Here is a 13,140-nt window from a genome sequence, read left to right as displayed (position 1 = left end):
TGTGATGCCTCCAATATTTTTTATTCAACCATTTTCACATTTACATATATGATAAGCGCAACGAAGCCTATAATCAAAATAGCAAATAACGCTTGTACATATTTGAATGATGTTAACCCTGCCGCAAAAAACAATATTCCCATTATTCCATTATATCCACCCACTAGAATGGATAACTTATTTTTATCAGAGACGCGCTTTTCATTAAAACCTGATAATAACCACGTCTTCTTTTTGACACCGACTAAAAAACCTAAGAGTAGTAAAATTCCGCCTATGATTAATAAATCAAAATTCATCTTAAATCCCCCTACTTAAAATCTCCTGGCAATGCTCGGGACGATATAAAGAGCAATGAGTAGTGAAGCAGATAAATAAATCATCATATCCTCGGTTGTAATCCACGCATTAATAAGCGATTGTGATACAAGTATTAAGTACATAATTAATACAGCATTCATAATAACAATAAACCCAAATGACCAATAACGAATATTTATGTTCACTCGTTCATCGTACTCAACTTCTTCTGTATCCAATTTCGTGCGTTTATATTTAGCTATTACGACCGATAGAACAAGTACAGCAAGCAGCAGCCATTTGGTCCAACCCTCATCAAGCGTGAAGATTACAAAGATGGTCAATAGTGAGGGCAAATAATATAATAACCTCTTCATTTTCAATCCTCCATCCAAAATAATTTATCTACTGGAGTCATTAAATGTTTTGAAATCAATAAACAAACTTTAATTGTCGGATTATACTTTTGTGCTTCAATTAAATTCATCGTCTGTCTTGTGACCCCAACTAAATTAGCTAATTCACCTTGCGTAAGCTCATCTTGCTCCATTCTCGCTAACTTCACTCTGTTCTTTAATACAAAGTCCTTCAAAATGTATCCATAACTCCTTTCACAACTCCTCTCCTTATTTAAAATTGTAACATATATATGACAAAAGTAAACTATATGTTTCATTTTAATAGAAAAAGGCGCATTGCAAAGGGTTATAAATCCTCTGCAATGCGCCTATATATAGTCAATTAATCAAAAGCAATCGGCGGTACGCGATGCTTGGTCGCCTGCTCAAAGCCATAAGCAAGTTTAATTAGAGTCGGTTCGCTGAAAGCCGTACCGATAAAGGTAATACCCTGCGGCCCTTTGGTCGTATAGCCGCCCTCTGCGATGATTCCCTGCTCCGCATAGCCGCCTGGCACTGTTATGACGGGATAGCCTGCTCTCGCGGCTAAATCATCGCCCTCTTCATTGCCGAGGAACAACAGCGCATCCAATTGGTGTTCCTCTAAGGTGGCGTCAATTCCGCGCTTGCCGGCCAGCTCTTTATTTTTTATTTTACTATCCAGATATTCCTGTTCAGTCAACGTTCCGCTAGTTTCCTCCGCTGAAATAAGTACGTCTTGCCCGTATTTCAAAGCGATATCAGCATGCTTCTCATTATAGGCAATTAGCTCCTGCAAGGAATGAACGGGAACTGAATCATCCAGCTTTCCTAAATAGTCATTGATATACTTTTTGAATTCATACCGCAGCACATGCCAATCCCACTCCACCTGTTCACACGGCAGCTCCACCGGATCGATAATCGTGACGCCTTCCTGCTTTAATACTTCTATAGCTGCTTCAATAATGGCGAGCCTAGCTTCATCCAGATCTTTATAATAAAAACGCGGAATTCCGATCCTTGCTTGCTTTAAATAACTTGTATCCAGAAATGGCGTGTAATCTCGGTAGCCTTGCTTTACTCCTGACACTGTAATCTCATCTTGCTCGTCTGCACCAACCAACGCTCCAAGTACAATGGCCCCATCTGTTACTGTTCTCGTCATAGGACCTGCTGTATCTTGACTATTCGTAATGGGTATAATGCCAGATCGGCTTACTAAGCCTAGAGTGGGTTTAATCCCAACCAAACTCGTTTGGCTTGCAGGACTTACGATTGAACCGGATGTTTCCGTTCCGATTGCAGCAGCACCTAGATTGGCAGCAACCGCCGCACCTGAGCCCGAGCTGGAACCACCTATGAACATCTCTCCCGGTCCATATGGGTTGAGTACAAGTCCACCTCTTGAACTGTATCCCGCCCACATTGTGCCCGACATGAAATTCGCCCATTCCGTCATGTTTGCTTTCCCGAGTAATACTGCCCCTGCGGTACGTAATTGTGATGAAACGAAAGAATCCGCAGCTGCAAAAGAATTCGCTAGTGCTACCGAGCCTGCGCTTGTGTGCATGCGGTCATTCGTATCAATATTATCCTTGAGCAATATTGGAATACCATGCAGACTCCCTCGGCTTCCTTTTTCGATTCGTTCCTGATCTAACGCTTTGGCAACTTCAATCGCATCTGGATTAATCTCCAAAATCGATCGAAGAATCGGATCATACTTGTTGATTCGCTCCACATATAGCTTTACTAGCTCTTCTGAACTTAACAAGCCCGCTTCCATAGCCGTTTGCATGCTTGTCATATCCGCTTCTATAATCCATTTTTGTTTATTTAGCATCACTTAACCACCTTCACACTGCCTCGATTCCAATAAATCCCTTAACTCAAATCATATCTAATTTCATATACAAAGTCAGGGTAAAAAACCAATATAATCAAGCTTTCCTGCAGCTGTACCCAGCTCGTGGGATGAGCGGTTTGGGACGTGCGATGTGCGACGTTGGACGTTCGACGAGCGACGTACGAAGTGCGACGTACGAAGTGCAACTTGCGAAGTGCGACGTGCGAAGCGAGGCGAGGCGAGGCGAGTTAAGTCTAGTTTCTAGATCTATGTGGGCGAATTTGGTCTGTTAAGCGGAAATTGATCTACTTTCTAGATCTATTTCCGCGATTCTCGCAATTTTGAGGCAAATTCGCACGACGTGCGACGAGTTAAGTCTAGTTTCTAGATCTATTTGAGCGGATTTGGTCTGTTGAGCGGAAATTGATCTACTTTCTAGATCTATTTCCTCGATTCTCGCAATTTTGAGGCAAATTCATCGGATGTGCGGCGAGTTAAGTCTAGTTTCTAGATCTATTTGAGCGGATTTGGTCTGTTGAGCGGAAATTAATCTACTTTCTAGATCTATTTCCACGATTCTCCCAATTTTGAGGCAAATTCGCGCGACGTGCGACGAGTTAAGTCTAGTTTCTAGACCTATGTGAGCGGATTTAGTCTGTTAAGCGGAAATAGATCTACTTTTTAGATCTATTTCCGCGATTCTCGCAATTTTGAGGCAAATTCGCGCGACGTGCGACGAGTTAAGTCTAGTTTCTAGATCTATTTGAGCGGATTTAGTCTGTTAAGCGGAAATAGATCTACTTTTTAGATCTATCACCGAAACTCCCGAACTTTTGAAACCATTCCATAGGTTACGCCGCTCCACTCATTCGATATAATTATCATCCACTCTACTAACAGTAGGTCTCTTCATGCTAAGCGCCCCCATATTCGTGCCCAGCACACCGACGATAATTACAGCAGCGCCGATAAAGTGGTAGTAGGCAAGCTTTTCACCCAAAAACATAAACCCTCCGATAACCGAGACCAATGTTGCAAGATGATTAAATACACTTACCTTGGAGGCTTCGAGCTTCGATAAGGCGTAATTACTGAGCAGGCTGGAAATGAGCGAGGACAGCACGCCTAAGTATAGCATCGACAATAGGAAGACGGGACTTGCAAACGGATCAAAATAATGGGTGAGCGTTCCCGCTGAAACATGCATGCCTACTGCTAAAATATTAAAGACGAGGAAACCTATGGCCGTCATGATATAAGTCATCGTCATTACCTTCATGCGCCCTGAAAGCCTCCTTGCTAGCACACTGTAGCCGGCTAATGAAAGTGCTGACAAGAGTATGAGCAATGTGCCTTTCACATTAGAAATATCGATGGACGTACCCTTCATGACAAAGATAAATATGACTCCAGCTACAGAGAGCAAGGTAGAAAGCTTCTGCAGCTTTGTCGTCCGTTCCTTTAAGAAATAGGCTGCTGCTACCATGGTGAAGATAGGCACCGTTGCATGTATAATGCCTGCTTCCGCGGAGCTGGTGAACTGCAAGCCGTAGGCTTGCAAGGCAAAAAACATCGACGGGTAAAATACAGCAAGCGGTAAAATAACTAATAAATCTCGAGGTTTAAGCTCCAGCTTAATCCAGCCGAGTAGAACTGGAATTGTCGCAGCGATAAAGGAGACGGTAAAGCGATGAGCGAGACTGTCCAGCGGACCTGTAATCGTCAAGGCTAATTTCCCAAAAAGAAAGGAAAGGCCTACGATGATGGAATAAACAATAATGGCTGAATAAGCAAGCCGCTTCGTTTTGATGCCATTCTGATTCTGCGTTGTTGTCATGACTTACCTCCTGTTAACTGCTCGTTGTATACATTTATCGTATCTCTAATGCCGCACATGCTACAATATACAAAAAAACCATCTGTATCGGTACAGATGGCAGAAGGAGCTATACACTTGTACATTTATTTAAAGCTTATGAACGAGCTGGAAGAGCTGATATCCAAACAGCCTTATAAGGATGGACAGAAGCTCCCTTCCATTCGAACGCTTGCCGAGCAGTTCGCTTGCAGCAAGAGCACCATCATTAAAGCGCTGGATGCGCTGGAGAAACGCCATCTTATTTATGCGATGCCAAAGAGCGGTTATTTCGTCGTAAAAGGAATAAATCCAGCTCAAGATGAAGCGAGCAGCGTACTCGACTTTGCTGCTACGGCCCCTGATCCCGCACTGTTTCCTTACTTGGACTTTCAGCACTGCATTAACAAAGCGATCGATACCTATCAGAAGGACTTATTCGTCTATGGCACTGCCAAAGGGATGGATTCCCTTATTGATATCGTTCGAAAGCAATTAATGAGCTATCAGGTATTCACGCAAGATAGAAATATTTTTGTTGTGTCTGGGGTTCAGCAGGCATTGTCACTGCTTGCAGCTATGCCTTTCCCGAACGGGAAGCAAAAAGTACTGATCGAGCAGCCTGGCTATCATCTGTTTATTGAGTATTTAGAAACACGCCGTGTACCGGTTATTGGTATTGAACGTAAATTTTCCGGCATTGATTTTGATAAGCTGGAGGAGATCTTTCGTACGGAGGATATTAAATTTTTTTATACAATGCCACGCTTCCACAACCCGCTTGGCTGCTCCTATTTGAGGAAAGAAAAGCAGCTGCTTGCCAAGCTGGCCGCCAAATACGATGTATATATTGTCGAGGACGACTATCTGGCTGATTTCGAGCAAGACAGTAAAGCTGATCCAATATTCACATATGACGACTCGTCCCATGTCATCTACTTAAAGAGCTATTCAAAAATTATATTTCCCGGCCTGCGAATCGGTATTGCGGTCATACCTGATGTATTGACTGAAGCGTTTCGTCTTTTCAAAAAACAAGATGACATCGACAGCTCTATGCTCTCGCAAGCCGCTCTTGAAATTTATTTACGCAGCGGCATGTTCGAGCGGCATCGCGCCAAAATACGCAGCAAATACACTGCAAGAGCCAAGCTGCTCGATGCTGCACTTGAGAAGGAGGCTTTACGCAGCGGAGGCGCATTTACCTATGAACGTTCCAAGCATCCTATTATTCATACTCATATTTTGCTTCATCCTACGATCTCTGTTCCGCTGCTCATCGGTCACTTGCGAAAGGAAGAGATACTCGTAGATTCGCTAGATCGCAACTACTTGTCTACTTTTCATAGAGAAAACATATTGAAGCTAAATGTGACCAATATCATCGAAGAGAACATTGAGAACGGAATAGAACGGATCGGAAGCTTGCTCTCCCAATCCGTCCGCTTATCAAGATCAGAACCTCTCTGATACAACCTTCGCCTGCGTGAAGAGCAGTATATAATCGCGCCCGCCGGCTTTCGAATCCGTACCTGACATATTAAAGCCGCCGAAGGGATGGACGCCGACTAAGGCACCCGTACACTTGCGGTTGAAATATAGATTGCCTACGTGAAACTGCTCACGGGCCTGCTCCAACCGAATTCGGTTCCGAGAGATGACGGCACCCGTTAAGCCGTAATCGGTGTTGTTCGCGATATCAAGTGCTGTCTCGAAGCTGTCGGCTTTAATAAACGCGAGTACGGGACCGAAAATTTCTTCCTGAGCAACGCGAGCGAGCGGAGCGACATCCTTAATAATCGTAGGTTCAATGAAATAACCGCTGGGATCCCCGATTTTACCTCCCTGTACGATAACCCCTTCGCTCCGACCGACCTCGATATATTTTAAAATGCTCAAGTAAGCCCGCTCATCGATAACGGGTCCTACATATGTGAGCTGCTCGTTCGCCTTCCCAAGCTTCAGCCGCTTTGTCCGTTCAACGACCTTCTCGATTACCTCATCATAGACGAGCTCATGTACAACGGCACGCGAGCAAGCAGAGCATTTCTGACCTGTGTAACCGAAGGCCGAGGCTGTTATAGCATCGGCGGCAAGCTCAAGATCTGCATCCGCGTCGACTATAATTGTATCCTTACCGCCCATCTCCGCAACGACACGTTTCATCCATTTTTGGTCCGGCTGACTAATCGAGGCTTTCTCATTAATGCGTATGCCAACCTCTCTTGACCCCGTAAAGCAAATAAACCGAGTGAGCGGATGCTCCACCAAAAAATCACCGACTTCGTTTCCCGCTCCCGGCAAGAAGTTCACAACACCGTCCGGCAGCCCTGCCTCATCCAGCAGCTCAACGAATTTCGCTGCGATAACTGCCGTCGCGCTTGCTGGCTTTAATACCACGGTATTGCCGGCAACGACTGCCGCCATCGTCATACCCGCCATAATCGCAAGCGGGAAGTTCCATGGCGGTATAACAACGCCTACCCCAAGCGGAATATAAACGAGCTCATTGTCCTCGCCAGTTATAGCAACAATGGGCTGACGCTCCGCAAGCCGCTCCATCTCCCGCCCGTAATACTCCAAAAAATCGATAGCCTCCGCCGTATCTCCGTCAGCCTCCGCCCAGCTTTTGCCCGCTTCATAAACAAGCCATGCAGAGAATTCGTGTTTGCGTCTTCGCAGCAACGCTGCTGCTTTGTACAACACTCTCGCCCTAGCGTCAGGCGTCACCTTCTTCCACTCCTCAAAGGTTGCTGCTGCAGCAAGTATCGCTTTGTGTGCAAGCACTTGATCAGCCTGCGAGACGATCCCGACAAGCTGCCCCACATCTGAAGGATTGATCGATTTACGCTTTTGAATCGTCTCCACGCGCTCAGAACCAATTTTCAACAAATACTCTTGGCCAAGCTCAAGTTCTACTTTCCGCAGTGCACCCTGAAAATCGTTTATATGATCAGCTACCGAGAAATCGGTAAATGGCTCGTTCCGAAATGGCTCACGCATAAATAAATCCCCCTGCCCATTCGAGTCATTACTAGATGTACCTGCTTCACTCTTCACAATATCTGCTCGCCCAGAAGCGAGCCAATCAGCTCTACAGCAAGCTTTGCCGTCTTGTCATTCTGATCAAGGCTTGGGTTTACTTCCACAATTTCTGCTGATGTGACCAGATTCGATTGGTAAAGAAGCTCAAGCGCAAGATGCGCTTCACGGTAGCTGAGGCCGCCTCGGACAGGTGTGCCCGTACCCGGTGCCTCAAGCGGATCAAGACTGTCGATGTCAAAGCTGACATGAACACCATCCGTCGTTTGCCCAAGCCGCTGAATCACTTTCTCCATCACGCGTGCGATACCGAGTCGATCGATATCGTGCATCGTATAACAAGCAATTCCTAATGCGCGAATATAGTCCTTCTCCCCGGAATCAAGCGATCTGGCTCCGACAATCGCGACATGCTCTGGCTTTATTTTGGGCGACATGCCTCTTAAACCCGTTAACAACGGGATACCTCTGCCTAGACTAATGCCAAGCGACATCCCGTGAATATTGCCCGATGGACTTGTATCCTCCGTATTCAGATCCGAATGGGCATCGAACCAAATGACGCCTAGATCCTCGTAGTGCTCAGCTAGACCAGCAATCGTCCCAATGGAAATGCTATGATCGCCGCCGAGCACTAACGGAAAGGAACCCTCTGCAACGATTTCCGATACGCGCTCAGAAAGCCGGATGCTTACCTCGAACACCTCCGACAAATGCTTTGCATTAACGGATGGAAGCAGCGGCGGCGGCGAGTTAACGCTGATTTCTCCTGCTACCCGATGTGACAGTTGAAGCTCGGTCAGCTTGCCGCTAAGTCCCGCTGCCTGCAAAATATGCGCCGGGCCTAGCTCCGCTCCGGGAATACCAGCTCCTTTCCCGAAAGGAACCGCAACGATTGTTACCTCCTTAATACGCATAGCCGTCACTCTCCTGCCTAGTTGCTATTCGTGAAGACAGCTTGAATTCGTTCAAAAGCAAAGTCGATTTCGTCTTCTGTTATAATGAGCGGCGGCGCCAGCCGAATTACAAATTCATGCGTTTCCTTGCACAGAAGCCCCAGCTCCATCAGTCTCTCGCAATAAGGCCTTGCAGGCGTGGACAGCTCGATAGCAATGAACAATCCTCTGCCTCTGATCTCGGTAATGTCTGGATGCTGCAGCGCAGCGAGTTTTTTCATCAAATACTGCCCTAGCAGACGAGAGCGTTCTGCAAGCTCCTCATCCTCGATTACTTCCAGTGCCGCGATGGCAACAGCGCAGCTTAGCGGATTGCCACCAAAGGTTGATCCGTGAGAGCCCGGCTCGAATACATCCATAATGCTTGTATTCGCAGCAATGGCAGATACAGGCATTACCCCTCCGCCCAGCGCCTTCCCCATCACGTAGATGTCAGGAACAACCTCTTCCCAGTCGCAAGCGAATCTGCGGCCAGTGCGACCGAAGCCGGTTTGAATCTCGTCTGCGACGAGCAGCACCTGATGCTCCTCGCATAGCTTAGCTACAGCCGCAAGAAACCCATCAGCCGGAATCCGAATACCCGCTTCGCCTTGAATAGGTTCGATCAGCACAGCGGCGGTATGCGGCTTTATCGCAGCTTTTAATGCCTCCAGATTTCCATACGGAACAATGCGAAATCCCGGTGTAAAAGGACCATAGCCCTGCTTATACGCCTCCGTTGATGAGAAGGAAGTAACCGTCAATGTCCGACCGTGAAAATTGCCCTCAAAAACGATAATCTCCGCTTGCTCATTCGGTATATGCTTGACGCTGTAAGCCCAGCGACGTACAGCTTTTATCGCTGTCTCAACCGCCTCTGCCCCTGTATTCATAGGAAGAATTCGTTCTTTGCCGGTATATGAGGCCAGCTTCTCGCAGAAAACACCCAATACCTCATTATGAAACGCACGCGACGTAATCGTAACCTTAGCTGCCTGCTCCTTTAATGCCTTTATAATGTGAGGATGACGATGCCCTTGATTCAATGCCGAATAAGCGCTCAGCATATCCATGTAGCGCATGCCTTCTGAATCCTGCACCCATACGCCCTCTGCGCTGCTAATGACAATCGGCAGGGGATGATAATTATGGGCGCCAAATTGCTCTGCCAGCTCAATATCCTTATTTGCCCTGTTCATCACCTGCTCCTTTCTGCATACCCTGCAAAAAATAGCTGTTTTTGATTTTATGCGGTAGAGGGGAGACAAATAACAAGTTGGCGGCGTGGACGCGCTCAAAGAAACAATTTCTCTTGTGCAGATAAGCAAGGGTTGCTTTAATAATAGTTGAGGGGGGGGGAAATGAAATTATGAAAAATAAGAAAGTGTTTCTTACGATGCTGATTAGTCAAATTTTATTCGGGCTTTTCACAGTCATTTGGTTATTTGTCGCGTTAATGTCCGTCATGATGTTTGACTCGCCAGGCTCAGAAAAACTGTTTTGGCCTGTGATGTTATTCATCATTATTTGGTTGTATCCTGTAGCACTTATCCTGTCTATTATCATAAGCTGGGTGCTGTATCGCTATCGCAAAATAAAAACAGCGATGACCATCGCAATGGTACCGCTGTTCTGGGTGCTTCCTATTCTCGGTTTCTTGATTTATGCAAATGTGAGCTAATAAGCTATACAGTTATAAAACTTGCAGTAAGACTGATAATTACTCAGACTTTGCAAAATGCTCCTGACAGAACGCAAACACCATTTTTTCCTCGTCCTCTTCAAGCTCAAAATCAATATACTTATTCGAGGATGTCGTCAAAAACTCATATTTCGCGATGCGAGCTGCTCCCTCTTCGATAACATAAATCACGCGGAGCGTTACGCCCTCCTCATGATAAAGCTCATCATCATCAGCAACATCCAGATCGAGTATAAATTCATACCTCGTTCCCGATAAAATACCAAATGGGTCCTTCATTAATTCAGCGCTATATTCCGTTACAGTAAACATTTCAACCACTCCTTCTTCTCTAGTATAACAAAACAAAAGCAGCCTGAAACTTGAAATCCAAGCTTCAGACTGCTATTTTTTTGTAAAACGGTTTTAGACTCGCCGTTTCCTACAGGTTGCTTAGCGTTTCTGTAAGAACAGGAACGATTTGCGATTTACGGGAAACAACGCCCTTCAATACCGCTTTATTATCTTCCAACGTTACGTTGTAAGCTTTCTCTACCGCGTGTGCTTGAGCGCCAAGTGCAAGTGCTACGGAATCATTGTTCAAAATATCCGTTACAACAAGCACGAACAGGTCAAGACCTTTTGTCGCAATAATATCGTTAAGAGCTGCTTCCAGCTCAGCTTGGCGGGAAATAACATCGTTTGTATCAACCGCGTTTACTTGTGCGATTTCTACTTTGTAGCTGCCCATTGCGAATTCTTTAGCATCAAGGGAGATCAGCTGTGCAATCGTTTTGTCGCTTAGATCTGCACCTGCTTTAAGCATGTCCAGACCATAGCTTTCCGCGTTAACGCCAGCGATTTCAGCAAGCTCATGAGCTGCTGCTACATCTTGCTCTGTGCAAGTCGGTGATTTGAACAGCAAGGAATCAGAAATAATTGCAGATAGCATAAGGCCAGCAATTTCTTTACGAATTGCAACACCGTTCTCTTTGTACAATTTATTCAAAATCGTCGCTGTGCAGCCTACTGGCTCAGCACGGAAATAAACCGGGTGGCTTGTCTCAAAGTTAGCGATACGGTGGTGGTCGATAACTTCAAGTACACGTACTCTATCGATATCGTTAGCGCTTTGTTGACGCTCGTTGTGATCGACCAAAATAACAGTGTCTGTCTCGTCAGCAACATTCTCAATAAGACGAGGAGCTGCAATGCCGAAATAGTCTAGTGCATATTGCGTTTCGCCGTTAACGTCTCCAAGGCGAATAGCCTCAACGTCAGCACCTAGCTTTGTTTTGAGCTCAGCGTAAGCAATCGCTGATGTAATCGTGTCTGTATCCGGGTTTTTGTGCCCGAAAATAAGCGTTTTTGTCATTTCGAATACTCCTTAAAGGTTATTTGTCGGCTGGGCCAAAAAAGTCGTTAACAGCCCATGTCCTTTGGAAAATCATATACTAAAAACCATTATAGCTTTAAGTGTTCTTTATTCCTATACCTTTACACCGAATTAAATCATAAAATTTATTTATGAATTACCGTTCCATTATACGATAAAACGCTTATTAAGCTAATGCAGCTAAAGCATTACAATTTTTTTTCATAACAAAGGCTTGAATCGCAATGAACATACTCACCGTATCTGTCAATTTCATAATAATTATGCTTTTTATAAAAATGCAGCGCTTCTGGCTGCGGCGCGCCCGCTTCCAGACGAATAAATCGATAGTTCATCTCATTCGCTCTAGTTTCTAAATGATTCAAAATTTGTGCTGCGATACCATTCCTTCGATATGCAGGGCTGACATAAAATCGCTTTAATTCAATGTACTCATGATCCAGCGGTTTTATCGCTCCGCAGCCTATTGGCACTCCTTGCTCATACGCCACCACAAATACAATTTTTTGGATTTCCGGATCATTGAAGTCTACTGCAAATATTTCCTCTGCCATATATCTTTGCACCAAATCCTCGTCCAGCTTATTAATGAGCATATGTAAGTCTTTATCGGTATGAGATACTTGAACGATTTCAGTGGTCATTACTGCACATCCCTCTAAATATGGTTTGTTTATCATACCAATGCACAGGAAAGAAAAAAAGCTCTCAAGGCATATGCCTTGAGAACTTTTTTGGGGCGGTTTAAATCGTTTCAATGCTTTAGATAACATCCTCTAGTCATTTCAGTTAGCCTTATCCAACTAGCCTTTGAAAGCTTTCAAAAACTGAACGGCTTTGCCAATATCAGCTTCTGGACTTGTACCGACCTCACGCTCGATGGTCAGATAGCCCGTATAGCCGATTTCTTGAAGCGCGCGCAGGTACGCAGGCCAGTCCACACCGCCCTCGCCAAGCGGTACTTCACGGAATGCAGAACCCGTTTCGGCCATTTGAGCAATTTTGTCATGGTCGAGCGTAACCTCGTAGCCGTAATCACCATAAACGTCGCGCGGATCAACATGACCAAGCTTCACGCCGTCCTTCGCATGCGTATGAACGATATAATCCTTCAGCGTGTGTACGCCTAGGACAGGATCATCACCCGTTACCATAACCATGTTAGCTGGGTCAAAGTTAACGGCTACGCCTTTTGTACCAAGACCATCAAGGAACGACTTCAAGTGTGCAGACGTCTCCGGTCCTGTCTCGATAGCAAAAAAGGCATTCATATCATTTGCGAACCTAGCCAATTCTTCACAAGCCGTATGCATAGTCTCATATACACGGCTGTTCTTGTCACTTGGCACGATACCGATATGCGTTGTGATAATGTTTGTTCCAAGCTCCATGCCAAGCTCCATAATCCGTTTGGATTTATCGATTTTGAACCGGTTCTCGGCAGGATCTTGGAAGCCATGACCACCCAAATCTCCAACCAAGGCAGAAATTTCTAGCCCTAGTCCATCAATATAGGCCTTCCAATCTTTTCTTGCCGCTGCGGAGAGAGTAGCGGGATCCAGCTCACCTTGCACCGCATAAATTTGTACGCCATCCGCACCAACCTGCTTCGCTTTGACCAAGCCTTCCTTCACGCCAACCTGAAAGCTATCAACAATAACGCCGATTTTGTTCGTAATGATAGGCAAAGTCATATTCTATTTGC

14 protein-coding genes are annotated in these 13,140 nt (G+C 45.4%); 2 read left to right on the top strand and 12 right to left on the bottom strand.

Translation table 11 applies throughout. The features are described from left to right. Positions 1-20 precede the first annotated feature (20 nt). The 5 genes from AC0YN6_RS05330 to AC0YN6_RS05310 form a co-directional block, all read right to left on the bottom strand. On the bottom strand, positions 21-299 hold the full coding sequence (locus tag AC0YN6_RS05330) for a DUF3784 domain-containing protein (protein ID WP_475745617.1): 279 nt from the start codon (positions 297-299) through the stop codon (positions 21-23). Positions 300-314: 15 nt separating this feature from the next. Then, the gene (locus AC0YN6_RS05325) at positions 315-677 is read right to left on the bottom strand and encodes a hypothetical protein (RefSeq protein ID WP_475745616.1); all 363 of its coding nucleotides are present in this window, start codon (positions 675-677) and stop codon (positions 315-317) included. Between the two features lie 2 nt (positions 678-679). Next, positions 680-892: a helix-turn-helix transcriptional regulator gene (locus AC0YN6_RS05320; RefSeq protein ID WP_475745615.1), complete on the bottom strand. Its 213-nt coding sequence runs from the start codon at positions 890-892 to the stop codon at positions 680-682. Between the two features lie 149 nt (positions 893-1,041). Then, entirely contained in the window at positions 1,042-2,523 is a 1,482-nt protein-coding gene (locus AC0YN6_RS05315; RefSeq protein ID WP_475745614.1) for an amidase family protein, read from the bottom strand. An 868-nt stretch (positions 2,524-3,391) separates the two neighbouring features. Next, positions 3,392-4,363, bottom strand: coding sequence for a DMT family transporter (locus tag AC0YN6_RS05310; RefSeq protein ID WP_475745613.1), 972 nt, complete (start codon positions 4,361-4,363; stop codon positions 3,392-3,394). A gap of 117 nt (positions 4,364-4,480) precedes the next feature. Here AC0YN6_RS05310 and AC0YN6_RS05305 point away from each other — a divergent pair, with 117 nt between their 5' ends. Further along, a complete protein-coding gene (locus tag AC0YN6_RS05305; protein ID WP_475745612.1) occupies positions 4,481-5,851 on the top strand; it encodes an aminotransferase-like domain-containing protein in 1,371 nt (456 codons plus the stop codon). Here the strand turns inward: AC0YN6_RS05305 and pruA are convergent. From pruA to AC0YN6_RS05290, 3 genes are read right to left on the bottom strand one after another with little or no spacing between them, the layout of a single operon-like run. Next, entirely contained in the window at positions 5,837-7,384 is a 1,548-nt protein-coding gene (gene pruA, locus AC0YN6_RS05300) for an L-glutamate gamma-semialdehyde dehydrogenase (RefSeq protein WP_475745611.1), read from the bottom strand. The genes AC0YN6_RS05305 and pruA overlap by 15 nt on opposite strands. Positions 7,385-7,437: 53 nt before the next feature. Beyond that, positions 7,438-8,340 (bottom strand): arginase, encoded by a 903-nt coding sequence (gene rocF / locus AC0YN6_RS05295; RefSeq protein WP_475745610.1) that lies wholly within the window; start codon positions 8,338-8,340, stop codon positions 7,438-7,440. A 17-nt stretch (positions 8,341-8,357) separates the two neighbouring features. After that, entirely contained in the window at positions 8,358-9,557 is a 1,200-nt protein-coding gene (locus AC0YN6_RS05290; protein WP_475745609.1) for an ornithine--oxo-acid transaminase, read from the bottom strand. Positions 9,558-9,727: 170 nt separating this feature from the next. Here AC0YN6_RS05290 and AC0YN6_RS05285 point away from each other — a divergent pair, with 170 nt between their 5' ends. Continuing rightward, on the top strand, positions 9,728-10,039 hold the full coding sequence (locus AC0YN6_RS05285; RefSeq protein ID WP_475745608.1) for a hypothetical protein: 312 nt from the start codon (positions 9,728-9,730) through the stop codon (positions 10,037-10,039). Between the two features lie 39 nt (positions 10,040-10,078). On the opposite strand, the gene AC0YN6_RS05280 is transcribed toward AC0YN6_RS05285, so the two are convergent. The 4 genes from AC0YN6_RS05280 to AC0YN6_RS05265 form a co-directional block, all read right to left on the bottom strand. Next, on the bottom strand, positions 10,079-10,372 hold the full coding sequence (locus AC0YN6_RS05280; protein ID WP_475745607.1) for a DUF6509 family protein: 294 nt from the start codon (positions 10,370-10,372) through the stop codon (positions 10,079-10,081). Between the two features lie 109 nt (positions 10,373-10,481). Further along, positions 10,482-11,414 carry a manganese-dependent inorganic pyrophosphatase gene (locus tag AC0YN6_RS05275; RefSeq protein WP_475745606.1) on the bottom strand — a complete coding sequence of 311 codons (933 nt, stop codon included), beginning with the start codon at positions 11,412-11,414 and terminating at the stop codon, positions 10,482-10,484. A 209-nt stretch (positions 11,415-11,623) separates the two neighbouring features. After that, positions 11,624-12,193 (bottom strand): GNAT family N-acetyltransferase, encoded by a 570-nt coding sequence (locus AC0YN6_RS05270; RefSeq protein ID WP_475745605.1) that lies wholly within the window; start codon positions 12,191-12,193, stop codon positions 11,624-11,626. A gap of 45 nt (positions 12,194-12,238) precedes the next feature. Then, entirely contained in the window at positions 12,239-13,129 is an 891-nt protein-coding gene (locus tag AC0YN6_RS05265; RefSeq protein ID WP_475745604.1) for a sugar phosphate isomerase/epimerase family protein, read from the bottom strand. Between the last annotated feature and the right edge of the window lie 11 nt (positions 13,130-13,140).

It is taken from the genome of Paenibacillus sp. J22P15, assembly GCF_056269345.1.
Note: the sequence above shows the minus strand (reverse complement) of the source record. Positions and strands in the feature narration are given on the sequence as shown.